Annotated in this window: 21 protein-coding genes; 10 read left to right on the plus strand and 11 right to left on the minus strand. The window is 70.0% G+C overall.

All coding sequences use genetic code 11. The annotated features are described in order from the left end of the window. Positions 1 to 68: 68 nt before the first annotated feature. Positions 69 to 668: a class I SAM-dependent methyltransferase gene (locus tag AB0B94_RS05015; protein ID WP_357268319.1), complete on the minus strand. Its 600-nt coding sequence runs from the start codon at positions 666 to 668 to the stop codon at positions 69 to 71. 110 nt (positions 669 to 778) lie between these two features. After that, the gene (locus AB0B94_RS05020) at positions 779 to 2,266 is read right to left on the minus strand and encodes an MFS transporter (protein WP_357268321.1); all 1,488 of its coding nucleotides are present in this window, start codon (positions 2,264 to 2,266) and stop codon (positions 779 to 781) included. A 302-nt stretch (positions 2,267 to 2,568) separates the two neighbouring features. On the opposite strand from AB0B94_RS05020, the gene AB0B94_RS05025 reads away from it, so the two are divergent. After that, the gene (locus AB0B94_RS05025) at positions 2,569 to 3,324 is read left to right on the plus strand and encodes an SDR family oxidoreductase (protein WP_357268323.1); all 756 of its coding nucleotides are present in this window, start codon (positions 2,569 to 2,571) and stop codon (positions 3,322 to 3,324) included. 86 nt (positions 3,325 to 3,410) lie between these two features. Here the strand turns inward: AB0B94_RS05025 and AB0B94_RS05030 are convergent, their stop codons facing one another. Further along, positions 3,411 to 6,428 carry a S8 family serine peptidase gene (locus AB0B94_RS05030; RefSeq protein WP_357268326.1) on the minus strand — a complete coding sequence of 1,006 codons (3,018 nt, stop codon included), beginning with the start codon at positions 6,426 to 6,428 and terminating at the stop codon, positions 3,411 to 3,413. An 87-nt stretch (positions 6,429 to 6,515) separates the two neighbouring features. Between AB0B94_RS05030 and AB0B94_RS05035 the strand changes: the two genes are divergently transcribed. The 4 genes from AB0B94_RS05035 (at position 6,516) to AB0B94_RS05050 (ending at position 9,891) form a co-directional block, all read left to right on the plus strand. After that, a complete protein-coding gene (locus tag AB0B94_RS05035; RefSeq protein WP_357268328.1) occupies positions 6,516 to 6,722 on the plus strand; it encodes a hypothetical protein in 207 nt (68 codons plus the stop codon). A gap of 100 nt (positions 6,723 to 6,822) precedes the next feature. Then, positions 6,823 to 7,323 (plus strand): sigma-70 family RNA polymerase sigma factor, encoded by a 501-nt coding sequence (locus tag AB0B94_RS05040; protein WP_091396991.1) that lies wholly within the window; start codon positions 6,823 to 6,825, stop codon positions 7,321 to 7,323. Further along, positions 7,316 to 8,005 (plus strand): hypothetical protein, encoded by a 690-nt coding sequence (locus AB0B94_RS05045; RefSeq protein WP_357268330.1) that lies wholly within the window; start codon positions 7,316 to 7,318, stop codon positions 8,003 to 8,005. Before AB0B94_RS05040 ends, AB0B94_RS05045 begins: the two co-directional genes overlap by 8 nt. A gap of 227 nt (positions 8,006 to 8,232) precedes the next feature. Further along, positions 8,233 to 9,891: a cellulose binding domain-containing protein gene (locus AB0B94_RS05050; RefSeq protein ID WP_357268332.1), complete on the plus strand. Its 1,659-nt coding sequence runs from the start codon at positions 8,233 to 8,235 to the stop codon at positions 9,889 to 9,891. A 70-nt stretch (positions 9,892 to 9,961) separates the two neighbouring features. On the opposite strand, the gene AB0B94_RS05055 is transcribed toward AB0B94_RS05050, so the two are convergent. After that, on the minus strand, positions 9,962 to 10,624 hold the full coding sequence (locus AB0B94_RS05055; RefSeq protein WP_357268334.1) for a hypothetical protein: 663 nt from the start codon (positions 10,622 to 10,624) through the stop codon (positions 9,962 to 9,964). Positions 10,625 to 10,805: 181 nt separating this feature from the next. Here AB0B94_RS05055 and AB0B94_RS05060 point away from each other — a divergent pair, with 181 nt between their 5' ends. The 3 genes from AB0B94_RS05060 to AB0B94_RS05070 all read left to right on the plus strand — a co-directional run bounded on the left by AB0B94_RS05060 (position 10,806) and on the right by AB0B94_RS05070 (position 15,298). Beyond that, positions 10,806 to 12,023, plus strand: coding sequence for a HupE/UreJ family protein (locus AB0B94_RS05060; RefSeq protein WP_357268336.1), 1,218 nt, complete (start codon positions 10,806 to 10,808; stop codon positions 12,021 to 12,023). A 144-nt stretch (positions 12,024 to 12,167) separates the two neighbouring features. Then, a complete protein-coding gene (locus tag AB0B94_RS05065) occupies positions 12,168 to 14,141 on the plus strand; it encodes a metallophosphoesterase family protein (RefSeq protein WP_357268338.1) in 1,974 nt (657 codons plus the stop codon). Positions 14,142 to 14,230: 89 nt separating this feature from the next. Further along, positions 14,231 to 15,298 (plus strand): DUF916 domain-containing protein, encoded by a 1,068-nt coding sequence (locus AB0B94_RS05070; protein ID WP_357268340.1) that lies wholly within the window; start codon positions 14,231 to 14,233, stop codon positions 15,296 to 15,298. 12 nt (positions 15,299 to 15,310) lie between these two features. Here the strand turns inward: AB0B94_RS05070 and AB0B94_RS05075 are convergent, their stop codons facing one another. After that, positions 15,311 to 16,006 (minus strand): YoaK family protein, encoded by a 696-nt coding sequence (locus AB0B94_RS05075; RefSeq protein ID WP_357268342.1) that lies wholly within the window; start codon positions 16,004 to 16,006, stop codon positions 15,311 to 15,313. Between the two features lie 236 nt (positions 16,007 to 16,242). Between AB0B94_RS05075 and AB0B94_RS05080 the strand changes: the two genes are divergently transcribed. Further along, positions 16,243 to 17,214: an NADP-dependent oxidoreductase gene (locus AB0B94_RS05080; RefSeq protein ID WP_357268344.1), complete on the plus strand. Its 972-nt coding sequence runs from the start codon at positions 16,243 to 16,245 to the stop codon at positions 17,212 to 17,214. A gap of 4 nt (positions 17,215 to 17,218) precedes the next feature. Here AB0B94_RS05080 and AB0B94_RS05085 read toward each other — a convergent pair whose 3' ends face one another. The 6 genes from AB0B94_RS05085 to AB0B94_RS05110 all read right to left on the minus strand — a co-directional run bounded on the left by AB0B94_RS05085 (position 17,219) and on the right by AB0B94_RS05110 (position 22,706). Then, entirely contained in the window at positions 17,219 to 17,809 is a 591-nt protein-coding gene (locus tag AB0B94_RS05085; RefSeq protein ID WP_357268346.1) for an HAD family phosphatase, read from the minus strand. A gap of 16 nt (positions 17,810 to 17,825) precedes the next feature. Then, the gene (locus AB0B94_RS05090) at positions 17,826 to 19,082 is read right to left on the minus strand and encodes a sigma-70 family RNA polymerase sigma factor (RefSeq protein ID WP_357268348.1); all 1,257 of its coding nucleotides are present in this window, start codon (positions 19,080 to 19,082) and stop codon (positions 17,826 to 17,828) included. A gap of 2 nt (positions 19,083 to 19,084) precedes the next feature. After that, positions 19,085 to 19,432 (minus strand): YciI family protein, encoded by a 348-nt coding sequence (locus AB0B94_RS05095; protein WP_357268448.1) that lies wholly within the window; start codon positions 19,430 to 19,432, stop codon positions 19,085 to 19,087. A gap of 119 nt (positions 19,433 to 19,551) precedes the next feature. After that, positions 19,552 to 20,883 carry a low temperature requirement protein A gene (locus tag AB0B94_RS05100; protein WP_357268351.1) on the minus strand — a complete coding sequence of 444 codons (1,332 nt, stop codon included), beginning with the start codon at positions 20,881 to 20,883 and terminating at the stop codon, positions 19,552 to 19,554. Positions 20,884 to 20,906: 23 nt separating this feature from the next. Continuing rightward, positions 20,907 to 21,965: a tryptophan--tRNA ligase gene (gene trpS, locus AB0B94_RS05105; protein WP_357268353.1), complete on the minus strand. Its 1,059-nt coding sequence runs from the start codon at positions 21,963 to 21,965 to the stop codon at positions 20,907 to 20,909. Between the two features lie 270 nt (positions 21,966 to 22,235). Then, positions 22,236 to 22,706: a PRC-barrel domain-containing protein gene (locus AB0B94_RS05110; protein ID WP_357268355.1), complete on the minus strand. Its 471-nt coding sequence runs from the start codon at positions 22,704 to 22,706 to the stop codon at positions 22,236 to 22,238. Positions 22,707 to 22,855: 149 nt separating this feature from the next. On the opposite strand from AB0B94_RS05110, the gene AB0B94_RS05115 reads away from it, so the two are divergent. Beyond that, a complete protein-coding gene (locus AB0B94_RS05115; protein ID WP_196920212.1) occupies positions 22,856 to 23,110 on the plus strand; it encodes an SCO4848 family membrane protein in 255 nt (84 codons plus the stop codon). The last annotated feature ends 656 nt before the right edge of the window (positions 23,111 to 23,766 follow it).

A 23,766-nucleotide genomic window follows, 5' to 3' on the forward strand; every position in this document is an offset into this window, starting at 1 on the left:
CGGAACGGGCGGGCTCGGCGTCACGCCGAGCCCGCCCGGCTCATGTCAACGCTGCGACAGGCCCAGGCTCACCGGATCAGCGTGCCGGTGACACAGGTCAGCACCTGGCCCTGACCACGGGTGGCGCTCGACGTGGACGTGGCGAAACCGTGGCTTTCGAGCAGTAGTTCGGTCGCGGCGAGGTTCGCGGTGGCGTGCGCTTCGGTAGGGCGCTCGCCAACGACGTAGAGCCGTCCTCCCGGCGCCAGCAGGCTGCGCACCCGAGCGATCTGCTGCGCCGCGTCGCCCAACCAGAAGAGGCTGACGTTCACCGCGAAGATCTTGGTGAAGTGGTCGGTAGGCAGGTCGGCCGACTCGAACCCTGCTCGCCGGATCTCGGCCCTGCCGGCGTCGATGTGGCTCAGGTTCCGTTCGGTCGCGAGCCGCACCATCGTCGCGGCGCGGTCGATGGCGACGATCCGACCGGTGGTGAGTTGGTCGGCGACCAGGGAGACGGCGGCTCCCCGACCGCAGCCGATCTCCAGCACCTGGTCGTCGGGCGTGACAGCCATAATCTGCACCGCCCAGCGCTGCCGGTGGGCGGGCGTCACCCGGATCGATTCGTTCGCCGCCGGCGTCGCGTCACCGCTGGACGAACCCGGATCGCGGGTCGAAAGAGTGGACCTCACGACGTCACTCGCCGGTGCCTTCTCTGCTCACATCACTGATTCCACCCTGTCGGCGGAGTCAGTGCACCGTGTCCTCGGTCACCGGACCGGATCGACACGTGCGACAGGTGTCAGTGCACGGGCACCGGGCTGACGTCCCCGAGGGCGTCCGTCGGGGCCGGGACGTGCTTCGGGGCGTCGGCGTTCACCATGGCCACGGAGACGAGGGCCGCCGCGAGCACGAAGCCGACGGCGACCCAGTACGCGACCGAGTAGCCGTGCATCAGCGCCTCGTTCCGCTGCTGGGCCTGCGCCGCCGGGCCACCGTGTGAAACCAGGTAGGTGGCTGCCGAACTGGTCGCGATGGTGTTCAGCAGGGCGGTGCCGATCGACCCGCCGACCTGCTGCGATGAGCTGATCATCGCGGAGGCGACACCGGCGTCCTTGGGCTCGACGCCGTGGGTGGAGATGCTCATCGCGGGCATGAAGGCGGTGCCGATGCCGAGCCCGATCACGGCTTCGGCGAACGCGATCTCCAGGAAGCCGCTGTCCGCGTCGAGCACTGCCAGCAGCACCAGACCCACCGCTGTGACGAGATACCCACTGACCATGATCGGCCGGGGGGCGATCCGGTGCGCGAGTCGAGCGCCGATCTGCGTGGCCCCGATCGCCTGCGGCACTGCCATCGGCATGAACGCCAGACCGGCCAGCACCGGCGACCATCCCTTGACCTGCTGGAAGTAGTAGCTGAGCAGGAGGAACATCCCGAACATGCTGACGATCGCAAGTCCAACCGAGAGGTACGCGGCGGCCCGGTTGCGTTCGGTCAGGACGCGCAGTGGCAACAGCGGGGACTTGACCCGCGCCTGCACCACGACGAAGGTCGCCAGCAGCAGCACCCCGGCGGTGAACGACCCGATGGTCACCCCGGCCGACCATCCGTGGCTCTCGGCGACACCGAACCCGTAGACCAGGCCGACGAGTCCGGAGCTGGCCAGCAGCACGCCGGGCAGGTCGAGTCGGGCGCGGTGCCGCTCGCCGTCGTCGTGGACGGTGCGACTGGCGCCCAGTATCCCGATGACCGCGATCGGCACGAGGACGAACATCGCGAAGCGCCAGTTCAGGTACTGGGTGAGCAGCCCTCCCACGATCAGGCCGACAGCGCCGCCGGCGATCGAGACCGCGCTGAACACGCCGAACGCCTTCGCGCGTTCCCTCGGCTGGGTGAAGGACAGGGACAGCAACGAGAGCGCGGCCGGCGCGAGCAGAGCCGCGAACACACCCTGGAGTGCTCGGGCGAGCAGCAGCATCGCGGCGTTGACGGCCAGGCCGCCGATTGCCGAGGCGATCGCGAAGCCGGCCAGCGCGATCAGGAAGGTGCGCTTGCGCCCGACCATGTCGCCGATCCGGCCACCGACAAGCAGCAGACCGCCGAAGGCCAGACCGTACGCGGTCACCACCCACTGCCTGCTCCCGTCGGTGAAGTGCAGCGCCTGTTGCGCCGAGGGGAGCGCGATGTTCATGACTGCCCCGTCGAGCACCACCATCAGTTGAGCGATGGAGATGAACAACAGAGCCTTCCACCGCTGGGACTCCGGGGCGGTGCGACCTGTGGGCATGAGTGATCCTTAAGAGAGGTTTGGGGTGATTCGAGCGACTCGCCTAACGTTAACCACGTTGTGGAACGACCGCCAAAGAATGTGCCGGCGATTACAGGGCTGTCACGAGGTGATCCACCGGCCCTTGCGGCCGGGCTTGGCACCGAGGGCCGACAAATCGGGAGGAAACAGGGTCGGCAGAGGCATCGCATGTGAGTGCCGTTACTTTGTCGAACGTTCCAGAAAAGGCTAGCGTTCCGTCTCACGAAGAGCCCCACGGGCCCCCTGTGGCGGCTCACCAGTCGAAGTGGATGTGAGACGAGATGTCTGGACGGTTGGAAGCAAAGGTGCTGATCGTGACCGGTGGCACGCAGGGCATGGGCCTGGCGTTCGCCCAGCGGGCCACCACGGAAGGGGCCCGCGTCGTCATCGGCGCCCGGGACAAGGACCGGGGCGAGGAGGTCGTCGCGCGGATCAGGAACGCGGGCGGCAGCGCCCTCTTCGTGCCCACCGACGTGACTGTCGAAGCGGACATGGCGCGCCTCGTCGACTCCGCTGTGACGGAGTACGGGCGGCTGGACGGCGCGTTCAACAACGCCGGCGGGGGCCCGATGGCCAGCGTGCGCGAGACCGACAGCGACAACTGGCACCGGTCGGTCGCCCTCAACCTGACAAGCGTCTTCTACGGCCTCAAGTACGAGCTGCCGGCGATCATCGCCTCGGGCGGTGGCGCGGTCGTCAACAACGCCTCGGTCTCCGGCGTGAGGGGCGACGGGACCCAGGCCGCCTACAACGCGGCGAAGCACGGGGTCATCGGTCTGACGCGCTCGGCGGCTCTGGACGTGGCGCGCTCCGGTGTGCGGGTCAACGCCCTGGTCACCGGCCTGATCGACACCCCACTCTGGCAGGGCGTGGTCAGCCAGGCCCCGGAGATCGCCGAGCGCCACCTGTCGGCGCAGCCGACCGGACGAGCCGGCACCTCCGACGAGGTCGCCGCGCTCACCGCGTTCCTGCTCAGCGACGAGGCCACCTTCATCAGCGGCGCGTCCATCGCCGTCGACGGCGCGCTCACCGCCTGAGGCGTCGAGGCACCGAGGTGTCGAGGCACCGAGGTTCGGTCCGGGGTGGCGGCTCCAGCAGCCGCCACCCCGGACCGGGCAATGCGTCAGGCGATCCGGTAGGCCTGCTGGATCGTCTGCGTGACAGCGTTGCCGGCGGTGTCGGTGGCGGTCAGTCGCAGCGAGACGAATCCGGCCCGTCGCGGATGGCTGATCAGCGCGACGTTCCGGATCACCGGCAAGGCGACCCACGTCCGGCCGTCGTCGAACGACGCGGACACGGCGAGCATCCGGTTGGGTGCGGCCTTCGAGCCAGCCTGCCGGTCCAGCGCCACCGGGATCGTCATGACCCGGCCGGCCCGTGCCGTGTTGCTGTCGTCGAGCACTGGCGTCGCGCGAGCCGTGCTCAGCGGCAACCGCTCCGGCGACGTGGTGTGCGCCGAGGTGAAGGTCCAGGCCACCGAGACCGACGTCGACAGGGTGTCAGGTGCACCGCGGGTGGCGGTGGCCTCCAGCCGGTAGGTGGCCTTCCCGGCGGGCACCGCGAACTCGGCCCACGGGCTGTCCGAGGTGCCGATCTCCTTACCGTCGCGCAGCAGCCGGAACCGCACCGGCTGGTCGTCGCGGCTCGCGGGGCGACCGGTCGCGTCGCCGAACAGGGGCACCGACGCGATCGAGATGGTGTCGCCGTCGCGGCCCGCGTACCCCAGGGGTGACAGGGTCGGCGCCTGGGTCACTGAGGGCCCGAAGGGCGCCGCGTTCCAGGTCTGGGTGTACGTACGCCCCGACCTGAAGGTCGAATCCTGCGTCGTGAGGTTGTCCCCCTCGACGAACGTGGACGTCCAGACGATGCCGCCGTCGGTGTTGTAGTACTCGGTGCCCCTGAACGGCAGGTCGACAGGCGTGTTCGACCCGATCGGGCCCGCGCCGCCGGGCGCCGACGCGCGGTGGAACCGGGTTCCCGTCGTCGTCGTGGACTGGCTGCGGTAGGTCGTCCTGACCGTGGCGAGGTTCTTCGACGACAGCTTCCTGGTCAGGCCGGTGAACATGTCGCCCTTGGCGACGTACGCCAGGTCGTAGGTGTAGGGGCTGTTGCGGAAGGTGCCGTCCCTGCCCGGTCGGGCGAGCCCGACGCCCAGCGTCGCGGTGAACTCGGGTGCCGTGACGGCGGGCCCGAGTCGGCCGAAGAAGACGTCGGTGAAGGAGACTCCGCTGAGCTGGACGCCCGGGTAGCGCATGCCGTCGTCCCAGTTGGCGCTCACGTTGATCGAGGTCGGCGCGGCGTCGCTTTGCGGCACTGTCACCGCGACAGGCTTGGCGTTGCGGGCGTCGACCGCCTCGGTGACCGGGCCGCGTACGTCGAGGACCGGCTGCGCGAGCAGGGTCGACACGGCGCCCTCGTGGATGGTGCTGTACAACGCGTACCGCCCCTTGGGCAGCCGCAGGACGCCACCGCCCGGTGTGGTGGGGAGGGTGCTGAACTCGCCGGTGGTCAGGTTCGCCGCCACTGTCGTGTACTCGGTGGCCGGCTTGCCGTCGCGTCCGGTGTGGTTGAGCCGCACGTCGTAGCTCTCGATCTCACGGTTCAGCACGAATGGCGTCCGTACCCGAAGGTCGCCGGCGGCGGTCGCGGTCAGCGCGCCCTGGTAGACGCCGTCCGGGGCGTCCACCCTGGTGTCCACCGTGATCGTCGCCTCGGCGCGGCCGCCGGCCGGCACCACGAGCGTGGTCGGGCTGACGGTGAGCATGCCGGCCGGGGCCGGAGCGATGGCCAGCGTCAGTGTGACCGGCGCGGTCCCCGTGTTGCGGTAGCCGACGACCTGGGTGATCGGGGTGTCGTCGGCGTGCGGCCAACGCTGCACTGGAAAGTCGATGGCGGCGACGTCGGCGGCGACCGGCTGGGCGACAGCGCGGGCGATGTCCACCCGGCCGGCACCCTGCTCGTAGATGGTGTTCTCGCCGGTCGGCTTTGCCGAGTCCATCAGGGCGGCCTTGAGCTGCGGGCCGGTCCAGTCCGGATGCTGCCCGGCGAGAATCGCTGCGGTGCCGGCCACATGCGGGGTCGCCATCGACGTACCCGACATGGTGGCGTAGTCGCCGCCGGGGGCGGCGGCCACGATGTCGACGCCCGGCGCGCTGATCTCGGGCTTGATGTGGTTGTCGCCGACGCGCGGACCCCGGCTGGAGAAGTAGGCCCGCTGGTCGTTGGCGTCCACGGCGGCGACGGCGAGAGCGTCGTCGGCGGAGGCCGGCGAGGAGACCGACTTCGGCTTCCCCTCGTTACCGGCGGCGACCACGAAGAGGGTGCCGTACCGGTGGCTCAGCTGCTGGACCGCGGTCTCCAGCGGGTCGAGGCCGGGTGCGTCGTCGCCGCCCACGCTCAGGTTGACAACCCGGGTCTGTGGCGCGAGCCACTGCATGCCGGTGATGATGTCCGAGTCCTGGCACTCGGTGGTGGCGCAGACCTTGCCGACGAGCAGCTTCGCCCCCGGCGCGACCCCGCGATACCTGCCTTCGGAGGCGGCGCCGCTGCCGACGATCGTCGACGCCACGTGGGTGCCGTGGCCGACCGAGTCGGCGGGGTCGTTGCCGCCGGTGAAGTCCCGGACCTCGGCGAGGTGGCCGGCGAAGTCGGGGTGGCTGGCGTCGATCCCGGTGTCCAGCACTCCGACGGTGACGCCGGTGCCGTCGAAACCGGCCTGCCACGCCGCCGGGGCACCGATCTGCGGCACGCTGCGATCGAGGGAGACAGTGCGCTTACCGTCCAGCCAGATGTGGGTTACCCCCGCGGTGAGGGTGCGCGCGGACGGCGTACCTCGGGTGAGCGACGTCCAGAGGGTCACCCGGTCGTCCCGGTCCGCCCGGACCGCGAGCGCGTGCGCGGCCGGGAGGTCGGCCCGCACCCGCCCGGCACCCCCGGTGGTCGCGGTCCGTGCCCGCGCCGCCATGTTCTCGGGGTACGCGACCAGCAGCGGCAATTCGGCTGCCCGGTCGTCGTAGCCGAACTTGCCGAGCGTGCTGAGGTCGAACAGGCGTCGATCGAGCCGTCCGTCCCGCACCAGCGGCATCGCGTCCACCGGGATGACGTACTGGTGACCGTCCTCCCGGCTGCTCACGAACCGCATGCCGGCCCGACCCGGCCCGCGCTGGATCTGTGGTCGCCCCGCCGCGTCGAGCGAAACCCGGTCACCGGTGATCAGGGTGAATGTTCCGTGGGTGCCAGGGGCCGTGGGCGTCGGCGTTTCCTGCGCGTTCGCCGGTTGGGCGATCAGGCCCGCCGCAACCAGCGCTGTCGCGAGTACGCCGGCTGTCAGGGCGCGTCGTTGCCGTCGTCGCACATCGTCCTCTCCGCCACGGGCGTCTCCCGGGTCGGCACGATGACGCCCGACCGGGTCGTCAGGTTGATCACAGTGGTGTGACAGAGGCCACAATCGCGCCCCGCGCCGACGTGACCGGTCCACCCTGGCGAGTTCCATGCGGCGGTGACCAGGGGACGAGGCATGGGAGGGCACCGGTCGGATGCGTGACGCCGAAGAGTTCGACGCCCTCTACGCGGCCTGTGCGGGTCGGGTCGTGGGTCACGTGTACGCGCTCACGGGCAACCGCGCCGAGGCGGAGGACGCCGTCGCCGAGGCGTTCATGCGGGCCTGGCAGCGATGGGCGACGGTGCGGGAGACGGACAGTCCGGAGGCGTGGGTCCGTCGGGTGGCCTCCCGGATCGCTGTGAGCAGCTGGCGCAAGGCGTTCAACCGGGTACGCGCGCACCGCCGGGCAGCGGTCGACCAGGGCGTGCCCGGGCTGAACGAGGACCACGTCGCGCTGTTGCAGGCGCTGCAACGGCTGAGCGCCAACGAGCGGCGGGCTGTCGTGCTGCACCATCTCAACGACCTCAGCGTCGCGGAGGTGGCAGCCGAGATGCAGGCCCCCGTAGGAACCGTGAAGACGTACCTCGCCCGTGGTCGGAGAGCGATGGCCGGGTTGCTGACCGATGCGCACCAGGAGGAGACCTCCCATGGCTGATCCGCGCGACGATCTCACCGCGATCGTGGACGAGGTCCGGCGAGTCGCCACGCTGCCGGGGGCACAGGCGTTGCGGCACCGCAGCGACAGGCGGCGGCGGCGTCGGGCGGCCGTCGGTGCAGTTGGACTGGCCGTGGTGGCGCTCGCCGCCGGCACCGCTGTGGTGCAGGTGCGCGACACCGTCGAGACGCCTGGTAGTGGTCCGGCCTCCCAGGTCGCACCGCCAGTGGTCCCTTCCGCGACCGCTTCGGCGGGACCGCAGGAGATCCTCGGCGGACGGCGGCAGGTCCAGATCGTGCTGCCCGGCATGCGTGGGGCAGCGTTGGCGATCGACAGCGACGGCGATCAGGTGCGGGCCACCACCGAACAGGGCATCGACGATCGGGCGCTGTGGGTGCTGCGCCCCGAGGGCGACAGGTACCGGATCCTCCTGGCGTCCAGTGCCGACGCGATCTGCATGACAGTCGTGCACGATGCCGCGCCGGGCAGCGTGCGCGGCCGGGCGTGTGATGCCGCCGCCTCGACGCAGCTCTTCCGGATCGATCAGGTTCCGGACGGCAGTTACTCGATCTTCCAGGGCAAGCGTTACGTCCAGGTGGTCGACGGCACCAACGCGCTGGTCCCCGACCTGCCCGAGGGCCTGACCACCACGTACGAGTTCCTGGACCGCGGGCCGAGGTGAGCGGCCCCGCCAGCGGGCCATGATGGTGCCGTCGGTGCGCGGCGAACCTGATGCCGGCCGTCGAGCCGGATGCCGGCGTCGAAAAGTTTCGATGCAGCGAGCCGAAACTTTCGGAAAAGCATTGACACCCGGCGATGAGTCGATTCAGGCTTGACGTGGCTGGCAATCGTGATCATCGATCTCGCTTCGTCCCTTTCCGTAACCATCACCTCGGAAGGAGACCTCTAGTGACCATCCCCTGGGGCCGTTCCAGAAACCGGTTCCTGGTCGTCGTGCTGGCGCTGGCAGCGCTCACTGTCGCCGGATCGGTATCGGTAGTGACACGAACGACAAATGCTCAGGCCGCAGTAGGCCCGCTGGCCGCGGCGGTGGAGGACGAGGGCGTCGACTGCGCCGTGTCCGGTCTGCCTGACCTGGGCTCGCTGCCCACCAACGCCAAGCTTCCCGATCCCTTCAAGAAGCTGAACGGGACGACCATCACCAGCAGATCCGACTGGCGCTGCCGGCGGGCGGAGATCAAGGAGCTTGCCGAGAAGTTCGTCTTCGGCGAGAAGCCCGCCAAACCCGCGACGGTCACCGGGACGGTGTCCAACAGCACCGTCACGGTCAACGTGGCACACAACGGCAGGAGCAGCAGCTTCTCCGCGCGGGTCGAGCTGCCGAGCGGCACCGGTCCGTTCCCGGCCGTCGTGGTGGTCGGCGGGTTCGGTGCCGACACGGCCACCATCAAGGCCGCCGGCGCTGCCGTGATCAGCTACGACCCACTGGCAGTTGGCCGCGAGGGCACTCCCCGGAACAACAAGCAGGGCGCGTTCTACAGCATCTACGGCTCATCGAGCAGCACCGGGCTGCTCGCCGCCTGGGGGTGGGGCGTGAGCCGGATCATCGACGTCATCGAGCAGTCCGACGGCAGAATCCTCAAGGCGGACGCGATGGGCGTCACCGGGTGCTCCCGTTACGGCAAGGGCGCCTTCGCTATCGGTGTGTTCGACCAGCGCATCGCCCTGACCATGCCGATCGAGTCGGGCAGCGCTGGCGTCCCCATCTTCCGGGGTATCCCGGGTGAGGGCGCGCAGAGCCTGAGCAGCGCGTACGGGGAGCAACCCTGGCTGGGTGACGCGTTCGGCTCCTTCACCGGCAGTCCGAACCGGCTCCCGGTGGACACCCACGAGATGGTCGCCATGGTGGCGCCGCGCGGACTGTTCATCATGGACAACCCGCACATCGCCAACCTCGGCCCCCGGTCGGCGAGTGTCGCGGCCCTGGGCGGCGCCGAGGTCTACAAGGCGCTCGGCGCCGGTGACAACATCACCTACTGGTCCGACGTGCAGGACGGCAGCCACTGCGCCAACCGCCCCGAGTGGCGTACCCCGTTGCAGAACAACATCCGCAAGTTCCTGCTGAAGACGGGCAACGAGCCGGGTGCGATCCGGATTTCCAGCAGGGCGCTCGGCCGGTTGGCCGACTGGCGGGACTGGTCGACCCCGGTCCTGGCGGACGGCCCGACCACCCCGCCGCCGACCACCCCACCGACCACCCCGCCGCCGACCACCCCACCGACCACCCCGCCGCCGACCACGCCGCCGCCGACCGGTGGTGGCTGTGCGGCGACGGTGTCGGTCAACCAGTGGACTGGCGGTTTCGTCGCCACGGTGCGGGTGAGCGCCGGCACCGCGCCGGTGAACGGTTGGACGGTCACCATGACTCTGCCGTCGGGTGCCAGCATCACCAGCATCTGGAGCGCCAACCGGAGCGGCAGCACCGGGACCGTTCAGTTCACCAATGTCGACTACAACGGCTCGATCGCGGCCGGGCAGTCGACCGAGTTCGGTTACCAGGGCAACGGCACCGGTGCGGGGATGACTCCCACCTGTTCGACAGGGTGACCCGCAGGCCCGGTGCGGAGGTGCGCAGCCTCCGCACCGGGCCGCGCGGCCGTGCGGCGGAGCCCGAGCGTCAGAGCCAGACCACGAGCCCGGTCAGATCGTTGAGGACCGCGGCGACGCCCGCCCGGATGGCCGCCGCGCACCGGTCCGCTGTGAACGAGTTCGGGTCGTACGTCGAGGACATTCCGAGCCCCTCGCCACGGAACGACGCGCCGTCCCAGTCGACAGCTGTGACGTTGTGGGTGGGCTCGGCGAGTTCCGCGCCGACCACGAGGAACTTCTCGTCCAGGTGGTTCGGGGTGACCAGTGCGAGCCCGTCGATGAGGTCGTTGCCCGCGCTGACGATGAGGTCCGGGCCCATCTCCATCGCCTTGGCGATGCTGGGAACGGCGTCGTGGGCATTGCCGACGACGATGGTCCTCAGATCGACGTGCTCGTCGTCGGCCCACTCCTTCACCGCCGTCACGAGGGCCTTGGTCGGGTTGTCCGCACCGCTGGTCAACAGGACGACCCGGTAGTCCCTCGGCGGGTGGACGTCGGCCCACGAGCCGGGCTGCGGGGTGATGGTCGCCTCCGGCGCGGGCTTCGTCGAGGGGTCGACGAACCCGCTGCCGAGAGCGCCGATGGCGCTGGGCGCCGGACGTGGCTCGGACCAGTCGTCGCTGGAGTTGCAGGCGGTGACCAGCGCGGCGGTCGCGGCCAGCATGGCAACGGCCCGAAGCGGGGGGCGCAAGGTGATCGTCCTCCGGGTGGTGGCGGAAAGAGCGCGTACTTCTTCGTATTCCTATCTCAATTCCGGTCACCGGTAATCGGTGGGCGGTCGTTCGGGGAAGTTGTTCTCCGGCGGTTCGTCGGTGCGCGGGTTGATGTTCACCCACGACATGCAACGTGCACTGGCCAACCGAGGGAGTCGAATGTCAGGCCGCATCCGCCGTACCGTTATCGTCGCCGCTGTCGGGTTCGCCGCAGCGGTGGTTCCGTTTCTGGGCATCACACCGGCCTCCGCGCACGGCTTCTCGTCGACTGTGTACGCCAAAATTGCGGCGGGAGATGAGGGTCACATTCGGACCGGCGTGGAGCTCGAATACGACCTCCTCGTCGTATCCGCCGCGGATGCCGGCGACGACGACCCGCTCTTCCGGGCGGGAACCGCCGCGTTCGAGGCGGGCGACACCGCCGCCCAGGCCGCCGCACTGAAGGGTCACGCGTCGGCGGTTCTCCGGTACGTCTCCGACCGGTTCGCGGTGGGTTCCCGGGGTGCGTCCTGCCTGCCGAGCCAGGTGGGTGACGCGACGATCGGTGAGCGCGAGGGCGTGCCGTACGCGAACCTGCTGCTCGACTGGACCTGCCCGGAGCGGGTCGACGAGCACGTGGTGCGCAGTGGCCTCTTCCCTGATGGCGAGGGCTACGTCAAGGGCACGAAGACGATCGTCACCTACGAGATCGACGGCCGTTCGGGCAGTGCGGCGCTGGACGCCGCCAACCCGTCCTTCTCGACCGCACAGGCCTGGTACCAGCGGTTCGGCGAGTTCTTCCTCCTGGGTGCCGAGCATCTGCTGACCGGGATCGACCACATCCTGTTCCTGTTGGCGCTCATCGCCGGGTCTCGGCGGCTTCGGGAGATCGTGCTCGCGGCCACCAGCTTCACACTGGCGCACTCGGTGACGTTCCTGCTCGCCGCGCTCGGCCTGGTCGAGGTGCCGGGGGTGATCGTGGAGCCGATCATCGCGTTGTCGATCGCCGTCGTCGCCGGTTGGCACCTGTGGGGGATCTGGCGGCGCGGTGAGCACGCGGCCGACCTGGAGACGGCCGGGCGCGGCCACTTCGGCCTGGATCGGGCCGGCTGGATCCGCCTCGGCGTGGTGTTCTGCTTCGGCCTCGTGCACGGCCTCGGATTCGCGGGCGCGTTGGGTATCGACGAGGCGTGGTCGTGGACCCTGCTGTGGTCCTTGCTGGTGTTCAACGTCGGCATCGAGGTCGTTCAGTTGACGATTATCGCTCTGGTCTTTCCGCTGCTGTTCGTGCTGCGCCGTCATGCGCCGAAAGCCGGCCTCTGGGCGACCGGGGCTGTTTCCGCAGCCGTGTCCATTATGGGGATGATCTGGTTTGTGCAGCGCATTTCTGGATCATGAGCAGGGCTAAGTAGTTCGTGAAGTGCAGTCTTTCGCAAGATCACGTTCATGATCGGTTCATCGGGCGGCGAAACCGTGGAACTGCTTCCCCAGCGTCGGGTGAAGGCACAATCCATGTCTCTATTTGAAAAGGGAACAATGTCGATGACATTGAGCACCTCGACACGGGCCTCCGCGCTCGTGCGGCGGCGCCTGGTCGCCGGGGTCGCAGCCGGTTTCCTCGGTTTGGGCGCGGCCCTCGGCAGTGGCCTGATGGCCACCGCGAGCGCGGCCGAGTCCACCACGATCACCGGTGTGGTCCTCGGCGTCGGTGCCAACGAGACCCAGCGCATCGTGAGCTGGTACTCCTCCGCCGACACCGCGCAGAAGATCCAGCTCGCCCCGACCGCCGAGATCGTCAACGGCGAGTTCCCGGCCGGCGCGGTCAGCTTCGACGCCGTCGGTGCCGCGAACACCTCGACCACCGGCTTCAACAGGCACGCCACGATCAGCAACCTGCGTGAGAAGACGGCGTACTCGTACCGGGTCGGCGCCGAGGGCAGCTGGTCCCCGGCGTACGCCTTCAAGACGCAGGACTTCGAGGGCGACTACGACTTCCTGTTCTTCGGCGACCCGCAGATCGGCTCCTCCGGGGACCGGCTGAAGGACCAGGCCGGCTGGGAGGACACCCTGAAGGTCGCCACCGCGGCCAACCCGAACGCCGAGCTGCTGGTCTCCGCCGGCGACCACGTCGAGAGCGCCAACGACGAGGGTCAGTGGACCTCGTTCCTGGCCCCCGAGCAGCTGCGTCAGATTCCCCTCGTCGCGACCATCGGCAACCACGACGTCGGCGGCAAGTCCTACGAGCAGCACCACTTCACCCCGAACACCGACCGTTCGTCTGCGTACTACAACGGGGACCAGGCGACCCGGTCCGGCGGCGACTACTGGTTCATCCACAAGGATGTGCTGTTCATCGACCTGAACAGCAACAGCTACGTCAACCCGGCGGACGGTTCGGCCGGCGGCGACGCGGCGCACGTCGCGTACGTCACCGACGTCATCAACAAGCACGGCTCCGAGGCCAAGTGGAAGGTGCTGGTCTACCACCACTCCATCTACTCGCCGGCCAGCCACGCGACCGACACCGACAACAAGCAGCGGCGGGAAGACTTCACCACCGCGTTCTCCAACCTCGGCGTCGACATGGTCCTGCAGGGCCACGACCACAGCTACACCCGCAGCTACTCCATCAAGAACGGCCAGAAGGAGAACCCGGCCGAGCAGCCGGGTGCCGCCGACGTCTTCCCCGGCCCGGGCGGCGTCATCTACGTGACGGCCAACTCGGCCTCCGGCTCGAAGTACTACGACATCAAGAAGCCGGACACCACCGGCACCGGCATCCGTGGCAACGGTCCGGACCCGCTGGACCCGAACAAGTACTGGTACAACTCCGTGCAGAACCAGGAGCACGTGCGCAGCTACGTCAAGGTGCAGGTCCGCGGTGACAAGCTGGTTCTCGCGAACGTTCGCAGCGGCACCTGCGCGGCGCCGAACGCGGCCGTCGAGAAGGGCCTCTCCTGCGTCAACACCCCTGACGGCCAGCCGGTCGGCTCGATCGTCGACAACGTGACGGTGCACCCGTTCCACGGTGACGGCCAGGCCATCCAGGTGAACGTGCCGAACCCGGCTCCGGGCGAGTTCGGCTGGACGATCGACGGCTACAACGGCCTTGTCGACCTGGGTACCGCGCAGGAGCGCAACGGCACCTACTTCCAGGCCAACGGCAAGATCAACCCGATCCTCGTGTCGGACAGCCGCCGGTCGCTCGCCCCGTGGTCGATCTCGGCCAACGTCGGCGACTTCTCCGACGCCGACAAGAAGTTCTCCGGCTCCTACCTCGGTTGGAACCCGTACGTGCTCGACGCCGGCGCGGGCGCCGAGGCCGGCGCCCCGGTCCTGTCGTCCCTCGACGACCAGGGCAAGGGCCTCTCGGTCTCCAGCGCGCTCGCCGCGGCCGCGCAGGGTCACCCGCGTGGTGGCGCCAAGCTCGGCGCTGACCTGGACCTGAAGATCCCGGACAGCATCGCGAAGGGCAGCTACCGCACCACCCTCACGATCACTGCCTTGAGCAGCTGACCGGACTGTTCTATTCGGCGGGGTAGGCACCTTCGGGGCCTACCCCGCCACCGGTTCACCCACTACCAAGATCACCACAAGGACTTGAGATGCAACCGTCCGTAACGTGCTGGAAGACAGCCCTTCGTACCACCGCACTGTCCCTGCTCGCCGTCGTCGCGGCCGTCGGCGTCGGCGCCGGTCCCGCTCCGGCGGCGGACGGTAACGTCGCCTGGACGGTCCGGACGGCCTCCAACGGCTACGGCGAGGCCCGGTCCAGCTACAGCTACAACGTCAACCCGGGCGCTGCCGTCGAGGACGCCATGGTGGTGGCCAACCGCGGCCCGGCGCCGCTGACCCTCTCCGTGTACGCGGCCGACGGCTTCACCACCGACGCCGGCCAGCTCGACCTGCTCACCAAGGACAAGAAGTCGATCGCGATCGGCGCCTGGGTGAAGCCGAACGCCGGCAGTGTGGTGATCCAGCCCGGAAAGACCGCCCAGGTCCCCTTCGCCGTCAACGTTCCGGAGAACGCCACGCCCGGGGATTACGTCGGTGGCATCCTCACCACACTGACGCAGGCCGACCAGGCTGAGGGGATCAACGTCGACCGGCGCCTCGGTATCCGGATCAAGTTGCGGGTGGGCGGCGAGCTGAAGCCCAACCTCGCGATCGAGAACCTCCACGTCACGTACGCCGGGCCGACCAACCCGTTCAGCAAGGGTGACGCCACCATCACCTACAAGGTCCACAACGTCGGCAACGCGGCTCTGTCCGGCAAGCAGGCGGTCACCGTCTCGGGCCCGTTCGGCCTGCTGCGGGTGCGGGCCGAGGACGTCGCCGCGCCGCCGGAACTGCTTCCGGGTGAGAGCTGGGACGTGACGGTGCCCGTACACAAGGTGGCTCCCACCATCTCGCTGGCCGCGACGGCGACAGTGACACCCCTGCTCACCGACGCCTCGGGCTCCACCACCTCGCTCAAGCCGGTCGAGGTCACCGCGCACGGCTGGGCGCTGCCCTGGATGCTGGTGCTGGTGCTCGTCGTGCTGATCGCCGTGCTCGTCGGGGGGTACCTGTACCGACGCCGCGACCGGGCGCAGAGCAAGGCGCGTGAGGACGCCCGCGTACGCGACGCCGTCGAGCAGGCGCTTCGTGGCCCGGAGCCGCAGACCTCCTGATCGCGGCTCCGGTCACCTCGGCTGGCTTCGGCCGGCGGCGGCTCCGGCCCGCTGGGTCAGGCCGATCGCGAGCGCGATCACGGCGATCACCAGCACCGCCGCCGGCACGGATGCCCAGGTCGGGGCCGTACGCAGCACCACGGTGCCGAGCACGGCGCCGACCACCAGCCCCGCCAGCCGGCCGACGCCACCCACGTCGGCGAACCGGTGCGGGTCGACGACGCGACGCCGGACCAACTCGGTCAGCGAGCCGGTCAGGTAGGTGGTCGACGCACCCCGTACGCCGGCGGCCACGGTGATCACGCTCTGGATGCCGCTCGACACGGCCGCCATCGCCAGCAGCACGAGCCCGAAGCCGTACCCGGGACGTGCCGAGCAGGCGAACCAGCCCACAGTGAAGCCGAGCAGCAGCACCGCCTCGGCAGACGTCACCACAGCGGTACTGCGGTTCCAACCCGGTGGAGTGTGGCGCAACGGCACGGTGGCAGCGGCCACGCCCGCCGCGTACCCGCCAACCGCCACCACCGCCCCGGCGAGCGACCTGGTGTCGGCGGTGGCGAGCGCGTGGCCGAAGTGCACGAGGTTGCCGGTGATCACGCTGGCGAAGTAGCCGTTGAGCTTGGTCAGACAGATCACGTCGAGGCAGCCGGAGGCCGTGGCGAGTGCCACCAGGAGCCAGGCCGTGGCCCGCGTCGACGGAGCGTGCACGATGCCCCTTCCGTCGGTCCTGCGACCAGCGCGACGCGCCCGGCCTCAACGTCGAACGGCTGGCGCTCGCGCCCGGCGGGTACCCGGAGATTCCCGTGCCCGCCCCGGTTACGCCCGGCCAGGCCCGCCGGACGCGGGCGTTCGTCCTTGTGGGTGAACGGCGCTCGGCCCCGGGCCACGCCCGTTCCCGAGCCGGCATGCTGCGACGGTGACGCCGGCACGGAGAGGGAATCCACATGGTTGACGGGGATGTGCCAGAGCGGATGCAGGCCGCGGCCTTGGACGAGTTCGGCGGGCCGGAGGTGATCACCCTGCGGAAGCTGCCGATCCCGCAGGTCGCCGACGACGAAGTGTTGATCAAGGTCTTGAGCGCCGGCGTCGGGGTGTGGGACGCGTACGAACGCGAGGGTGTGCTGGTGCCGGAGGGCTCGGCGCTCCCGATCGTGCCCGGCTCCGACGGCGCCGGAACGGTCATCGCGGCCGGCAGCAAGGTGACCGGCCTGGTGGTGGGTGACCTGGTCTACGTCTCCGCCACCGCCCGCCCGAAGGGCGGCTTCTACGCCGAGTACGCGTCGGTCAAGGCGGAGTACGCGGCGAAGGTCCCCGACGGCGTGCCCCCCGAACACGCCGGTGCCATGCCCACCGATGCGCTGACCGCGCTGGCCGGACTCGACGCGATCAGCCTGTCGGCCGGCGACTGGCTGCTGATCTTCGGAGCGAGCGGCGGTCAGGGCCACCTGGCCGTGCAGTTGGCGAAGCGGCAGGGGCTGAACGTGATCGCCGTGGCGTCCGGGGCGGACGGCGTCGCGCTGGTGACCCGGCTCGGCGCCGACGTGTCCCTCGACGGCCACGGCGACATGACCGACGTGCTGACCCGGATCCGGGACGCCGCGCCGGGCGGGGTGAACGCCATCCTGGCGATGGCCGGCGGCGCGACGCTGGACCGGCTCACCGAGGCGCTGGCCGACGGAGGGGTTGTCGCGTTCGCCCACGGGGTGCGGCCGGAGCCGCAGGAACGGCCGGGCGTCATGGTCCGGGCGTACGACGGCGAGTCGAGCCCTCGACAGTTGCAGCGCCTCAACGAACTCATCGAGGCGGGGCCGTTCGTCGTGCACGTCGCGGAGAAGTTCCCACTGGGCAAGGTGCGGGACGCGCACCAGCGCCTACAGACGTCCTACTCCGGCAAGCTCCTGCTGACTGTCGCCTGAGACGTCAGGGCGTGCGCTGTTGCGGCACGCGTACCGAGGCCATGCCGGCCGCCGTCGCGGCCTGGATGCCCAGGTCGGTGTCCTCGAAGACCAGGCAGGACTCCGGGGGTACGCCGAGCTGCTCCGCAGCGAGCAGGAACGCCTGCGGGTCGGGCTTGGCCCGGGTGTAGTCGTCGGCGCAGACCAGCACGTCGAACCGGTCCAGCAGGCCGAGCGCCTCCAGGGAGGCGGTGACCGACGCGCGGGTGCTGCCCGAGACGACGGCGAACGGGACCCGTCGGTGCGCGTCGTGGATGTGCGCCAGCACCTCGGGCACGGCGGCGAGCTGCGGCAGCAACTCCTGGTAGTAGCTCTCCCGGCGCTCGACGACGGCCGCCACCGGCATGGCAAGACCCTGCTGCTCGTTCAGCGCGACGATGATGTCGGCGGTGGGCCGTCCACCCCAGGCGTAGAAGAGGTCCTCGGGGAACTCGCAGTCCCACTCCGCCAGGGCCCGCTGCCAGGCCAGGTAGTGCAGCGGCATCGAGTCGACGATGGTGCCGTCGCAGTCGAACAGGTACGCGGCGAACGGCCCGGGAGGCAGCGGCAGACTCACCCGGGAAGGGTACAGCTCACTCGGCGGTGACGGCTCTCAGCTGGCTGAGCAGGTACGCGCGCTCCGGTTCGGTGCCGACCAGCGTCAACGCGCTGCGGTACGCGGCGGCGGCCTCGTCGTACCGGCCGAGCCGGCGCAGCAGGTCGGCCCGCGCCGCCGGATAGGGGTGGTAGCCGCGCAGCCGGGGCTCGTCGGCCAGCTCGTCGAGGAGCGCGAGCCCCGCCGCCGGCTCGTCCCGCATGGCGACCGCGGCGGCCCGGTTGAGCGCCACGATCGGTGAGGGCACCAGACCGAGCAGCACGTCGTAGAGGGCCACCACCTGAGGCCAGTCGGTGCTGGCCACGTCGGCGGCCTCGTCGTGGAGCGCGGCGATGGCGGCCTGCACGCCGTACGGGCCGGGCGCTCGGCCGGTCAGCGCGACCACCACCAGCCCGCGCCCCTCCTCGATCATCTGACGGTCCCAGCGGTTCCGATCCTGGTCGTCGAGAAGGATCATGGCGCCGTCCGGCCCGGTACGCGCGTCCCGTCGGGCGTGGACCAGCAGCATCAGACCGAGCAGCCCGGCGACCTCCCGCTCGGCCGGCAGCAGCCGGCGCAGGATCCGGCCCAGCCGGATGGCCTCCTCGGCCAGGTCGATCCGTTGCAGATCCGGGCCGGAGCTGGCCGCGTACCCCTCGGTGAAGACCGAGTAGACGGCCTGGAGCACGGTGGGCAGCCGACCGGGCAGCTCGTCGGGTCCCGGCACCCGGAACGGGATACGCGCGTCGCGGATCCTCCGTTTGGCGCGGACGAGTCGTTGGGCCATGGTGGCGGGCGGCACCAGGAAGGCCCGCGCGACCTCGGTGGTCGTGAGGCCGGCCAGGAACCGCAGGGTGAGCGCGCCGCGATCCTGCGCGGCCAGCGCCGGGTGCGCGCAGGTGAAGAAGAGCGCCAACCGGTCATCGGGCAGGTCGCGGTCCGCGTCGGCGGGTGGCGCATGATCGGCCCGCTCGGCCTCCGCCCGCAGTACGGCGAGCCGGGTCGCCAGCACCCGGTCCCGCCGCAGCCGGTCCACGGCCCGACGCCGAGCCGTGGTGAGCAGCCAGGCGCCCGGCCGGCTCGGGACGCCGTCGGTCGGCCAGTGCGTCAGCGCCGCCTCGATGGCCTCGGAGGTGACCTCCTCGGCCAGGTCGAGGTCGCCGAAGCGGCGCACGAGCGAGGCGAGCAGTCGGCCGCGTTCCTCGCGGAACACCGCCTCCACCGACGAGCCGACGGCTGCCCCCTCGCCCTGCACCGTCAGACCTGCACGTCGATCTCGAAGATCGGACGGACCTGAACCGATCCGGTACCGACGGCTCCGGGACTGCGGGCCGCCCAGTCCAGCGCGGCGTCGAGGTCCGGCACGTCGATGACGTCGTACCCGCCGAGCAGCTCACGGGTCTCGGCGAACGGCCCGTCGGTGATGGTGCGCTCGCCGTCCGGGTTGACCTGCACGGTGGTGCAGGTGGTCAGGTCCTGCAAGGGATGCCCGGAGACCCAGACCCCGGCGTCCTTCATCTCCCGGTCGTAGCGGATCCAGTCCTCGAAGCTGCACCCGTTGTCGACGACCTCCCCGTCAACCATCGGGCTCATGAACAGCAGCATGTACTTCACGTTTCGGCTCCTCTCGGTGCGGCGGGTCGCCGTACAGCATGACGACGAACTCGGGTCGGTGATATCGACACGGCGCGGCAGATCTTTTGGCCGGGCCGTGTCGGCTGTGCTCAGGACAGCCGCGGTTGCGCCGGGTCGGGTCGTTCGGCGCGTCCGTCCAGCCGTCGCTCGAACCAGGTCACTCCGACCAGGAGGGCGGTCAGCACTGTGAGCGCAGTCAGTGGCGGAACGGATCGGCCGATGGGCAGCACCGCCAGCGGCAGCAGCCCGGCGACGATCTGCGTCGGGTACACCGCGCCAACCGTCAGCCGGCGGAAGACCAACCTGCTGAGCAGGTAGAGGGCGGCACCGCCGTAGAGCGCGGTAGCGGCCTCCCAGCCCAGCCGACCCGGGTGCGCCGACTCCTCGGTGAGCTGGGCGATCACCTCCTCGATGCCGAGCGCGACGTAGATGGCGCCGATGATCAGGGTGGCGTGCGCGAGGCCGTACGCGTCGCCGGCCACGCGGGCCCGTCGCTCACCCGGCACGTTGCTGACCGCCTCCCGGGCGGCGGACGCCAGCCGATCGAAGTAGAGCCACCACAGGCAGACCGTGCAGGTGAGGCCGAGCAGTGCGGCCACCAGGGCGGAGCCGACAGGTGCCATCGCCCTCGGACCTGCGCCGGCAGAGATCAGGGACTCACCCAGCGCGATGATGAGCACCAGGCCGAACCGCTCGCTGAAGTGGTCCACGCTGCGTAACTGCCACGGCCGGAAGGTCGACGCGATCCGCGCGCCGCCGATGTTCAGCAGAAACGCCACAGTCCAGAGCGCCGTCTGGGCTGCACCGCCGAGCAGGGCACCGATGATCAGCGGGACCCAGCCCAACACCACCGGCACGGCGAAGAACCGCAGCGTCGACCGCAGCGGAGGGTTCGTCGCGCTCGCCCAGAACAAGATCACGAGCTGTACGGCCCGGCCGACCACGTAGGCCAGGGCGAGAGTCAACGGCGCATCGAACAACTCCGGGCTCTGCTGCCAGGCGTCCGGCAACACCAGCGCGGCCACGAAGATCGCCGCCATCGCGACCAGGGTGACCGCGCGGACCGGGCCGACATCCGGCCGGACCAGGTTTCCGACCCAGATGTACGGCGACCAGGAGTAGAGCAGGAGGAGCAGGAGGAGCAGCCCCTGCGCCAGGGTGACCGCGCTCGGCGACCCCGCCATGAACGTGATGACCCTGGTGAGTGCGAAGACGAAGACCAGATCGAAGAAGATCTCGAACATCGTGGTCCGGTGCGTCACCCCCGCCGGAACCGGGTGAATGCCAAAAATCCTCCCCATTCTCGCATTCTGCGGCATCTCGGCCGGCGGTGTGCCGCCGAACATCAGGTCCCGCAGCGCTCGCACCGTGCCGGCGATCGTGACGTCGAGCTGGCCGGACCGGCCACGGGCCACGCTCACGCCGCCGGCCGGACGGCCCGGTCTCAGGCCGACGCGTCCGTCCGGCGGCGGCTCCGCTCAGCCCGCCGCCGCACCTGCTGGTACGCGCCGGTCAGCCCCATCGCCCGGCGCACCTCGGACACCGTCTGCCGTACCTCCTGGCGGGTCCGCTCCGTACCCTCGACGATCAGCCGGTCGACCAGGCCCCGGTCGGCTTCGATCTCGGCCCGGCGCTGCCGGATCGGCGCCAGGAACCCCTCCAGCGCGACGATCAGCCGTTCCTTGACCTCCACGTCACCCACCCGCCCGGCCCGGTACCGCCGGGCCAGGTCGGCCACCTCGCCGCGGTCCGGATTGAAGACCTCGTGGTACGCGAAGACCGGGTTGCCTTCCACAGTGCCCGGCACGTCGGCCCGCACCCGGTTCGGATCGGTGTACATGCCGAGCACCTTGCGACGCACCGTCGCCGCGTCGTCGGAGAGCGCTATCGAGTTGCCCCGGCTCTTGCTCATCTTGGCGGCGCCGTCGGTCCCCACCAGGCTCGGTGTGTCCGCCGGGATCAACTCGGGCACCGGGAAGACGGGGCCGTACAGGTGGTTGAACCGTCGGGCGATCTCCCTGGTCACCTCGACGTGTGCGGCGTTGTCCCGGCCGACCGGAACCACCTCCCCCTTGACGCAGAGGATGTCCGCGGCCTGGAGCACCGGATAACCCAGCAGCCCGTACGGCATCTCCTCCTTGCCGGCGTCGCGGGCCATGTCCTTGAGCGAGGGCACCCGTTCCAGCCGGGGGACGGTCACCAGGTTCTGGAGGAGGGTGTTGAGGTCGCCGACCTCGGGGATGGCCGACTGGAGGTAGAAGGTGGCCCGGTCCGGGTCGACCCCGGCGGCGAGAATGTCGGTCACCATCTCGCAGGCGTTGCCGGAGACCTGGTCGATGTCCTCCCGGCGGTTGCGGGTGGTGAGCATGTGCAGGTCGGCGATGATGAAGAAGCTCTCGTAGCTGCGGTGCAGCCGTACCCGGTTGGCGATGCTGCCGACGTAGTGGCCGAGGTGCAGGCGGCCGGTGGGCCGGTCGCCGGTGAGCATTCGTGCGACGGACATGGTGGTGCCTCTCGTCTGGAGAAGGTGGGTCACGCGTGGGCGCGCGGCGAGCAGGGCTGACTCAGCCCTGCTCGGTCAGCGGGATCGACTCAGCGAGTCGCCCGCCATCGCGCGCCGGCGCGAAACCGCAGACCACCGGCACGGAGGAGGTTCAGAAGTTGCTCACGGCCATCGCCGGAGCTGCTCGGGATCTCGGGCACGGCGCCGAGGAGGCGGCCGTCGACCAGGCCGACCGCCTCGGATGCGCAGCTGCCCGTCCGGACCACTGCCTCAGATTACCCGTGGGATGGCACCCGGAGGGGGAAGGTAGCTGTCGGCGTAGTAGGCGCCGACGCGTTCCCGGTACTCCTGGTCGGCCGCAACCGGATCGAACGGTGGCGCGTCCTTGATCTGCTGGCGGGTCCGGTCGACGTGCACGACGCGTTCCTGGTGATCCACCCGGTCGACCGTCCCGGCCGGCAGCAGCACCTTCTGGCCGAAGATCCACGGCCCGGGGTCCACCACCAGGTGCCCGGCGTCCGCCTCATCGCTCGTCTCGTCGATGGTGCCGATGCGCCCGTCGCTCGCTTGCACCTGATAACCCACCAGGTCGACGGGCGTACCGGGGCCGGGGGCATCCGGGCCGTCGTGTCCACCCTCCTGACCCTCCGGAGGGGTGACCGAGGGGGTGGTCTGGGTGTAGCCACCGGCCAGGGCGGATGGGTCACGCCAGGCCCAGGGGTTGAAGATCGAGGGTTGCATGGGGCACCTCCAGGGGACGGTCCTCAGCTGTCCCCCTTCGCAGTGCCCACCCCGCTGACGCCGGAAACAAGCTCCTGCCCAGGTGTGGCAGGGCGTTCGATTCCGCGCCGCCGGCCCGGTGAGCAGGTGCGCTGGCATACTCGGCTGCCATGGTGCTGTCGCGAGGGTGGAGTCTCTTCCTGGTCGGAGTCGGCGTCTGGACCTGGGTGATCTGGCCGAGGTTCGCGGTGGCCATCTGGCAGGACCCCCGGTCCTGGGCGTCCGGCACTGTGGCGGACGGCGCGGCCACCAGCTTCCTGTGGGTGCACGCGCTGCTGATCGCCGCGTCCCTGGCGATCGGCACCACGGCGGGCGTCCTCGGCGTCCGGGCCTGGCTCGCCACCCGGCGGCGGCAGCCGTCCTGATTGCCGACGCCGCCGCTGCGGATCAGGCCGGTAGGTACCCCTTCTGTGGACAGTCTTCGCGCTCTCGTTGCCGGCGAACGGTTCTGACCTGGGGAAACTGTTCGGACGAGCGAATGTGACGCGCGCCGCTACCCACGGATTTGACGATCAAACCCGCAGACGCGTAACTTTCTCTCTGCCAGCGCGGAACGGGGCAAACGGGACGAAGGTCCTAGAGCACCGAAACGGGATGGCAACCGGGTCAAGCAGGGGTTCGCTCCTGGGAGACGCGGTCCGGGCGGGGCTCGCCGGATCGGCCGAGAGGCGGATTTGGTGCGGCGAAGCCGACCGGGTAAGGTTCACGACCGGCAGGGAACCGGGCGAGACTGCGGGAAACCGCAGCGGCCGGTCTGCTGAATCCGACGACCTGACGCAGCGGTTCGCTGCTGCGTGAGTGCGCCGGCGCTGACCCGTACGAAGCATGACAGACCGGGACACACGGTTTGACACGGCGAAGACGGTGAGGTAACGTAGTAAAAGTGCCCGGCGCGAGAGCGGCGGGGACGCGGTACGAAAAGCCCCGGTTGGGGTTCCACGTGGTGGGGCTTCTGGTCGGTGTGTGGTTGTTCTTTGAGAACTCAACAGGGTGCTTGTAAAGCCAGTGCCAATTATGATTT

The sequence above is a fragment of the Micromonospora sp. NPDC048986 genome (genome assembly GCF_040649335.1).
In the GTDB taxonomy this organism is placed as follows: domain Bacteria; phylum Actinomycetota; class Actinomycetes; order Mycobacteriales; family Micromonosporaceae; genus Micromonospora; species Micromonospora alfalfae.

Excerpts from the sequence above, each read along its gene's own strand:
- AB0B94_RS05030 (WP_357268326.1), bottom strand. The coding sequence starts at position 6,428 with ATGCGGTTCGTGAGCAGCCGGGAGGACGGTCACCAGTACGTCATCCCG.
- AB0B94_RS05115 (WP_196920212.1), top strand. The coding sequence starts at position 22,856 with ATGGTGCTGTCGCGAGGGTGGAGTCTCTTCCTGGTCGGAGTCGGCGTC.
- AB0B94_RS05070 (WP_357268340.1), top strand. The coding sequence starts at position 14,231 with ATGCAACCGTCCGTAACGTGCTGGAAGACAGCCCTTCGTACCACCGCA.
- AB0B94_RS05045 (WP_357268330.1), top strand. The coding sequence starts at position 7,316 with ATGGCTGATCCGCGCGACGATCTCACCGCGATCGTGGACGAGGTCCGG.
- AB0B94_RS05025 (WP_357268323.1), top strand. The coding sequence starts at position 2,569 with ATGTCTGGACGGTTGGAAGCAAAGGTGCTGATCGTGACCGGTGGCACG.
- AB0B94_RS05110 (WP_357268355.1), bottom strand. The coding sequence starts at position 22,706 with ATGCAACCCTCGATCTTCAACCCCTGGGCCTGGCGTGACCCATCCGCC.
- AB0B94_RS05095 (WP_357268448.1), bottom strand. The coding sequence starts at position 19,432 with ATGCTGCTGTTCATGAGCCCGATGGTTGACGGGGAGGTCGTCGACAAC.
- trpS (WP_357268353.1), bottom strand. The coding sequence starts at position 21,965 with ATGTCCGTCGCACGAATGCTCACCGGCGACCGGCCCACCGGCCGCCTG.
- AB0B94_RS05020 (WP_357268321.1), bottom strand. The coding sequence starts at position 2,266 with ATGCCCACAGGTCGCACCGCCCCGGAGTCCCAGCGGTGGAAGGCTCTG.
- AB0B94_RS05080 (WP_357268344.1), top strand. The coding sequence starts at position 16,243 with ATGGTTGACGGGGATGTGCCAGAGCGGATGCAGGCCGCGGCCTTGGAC.
- AB0B94_RS05060 (WP_357268336.1), top strand. The coding sequence starts at position 10,806 with ATGTCAGGCCGCATCCGCCGTACCGTTATCGTCGCCGCTGTCGGGTTC.
- AB0B94_RS05065 (WP_357268338.1), top strand. The coding sequence starts at position 12,168 with ATGACATTGAGCACCTCGACACGGGCCTCCGCGCTCGTGCGGCGGCGC.
- AB0B94_RS05040 (WP_091396991.1), top strand. The coding sequence starts at position 6,823 with ATGCGTGACGCCGAAGAGTTCGACGCCCTCTACGCGGCCTGTGCGGGT.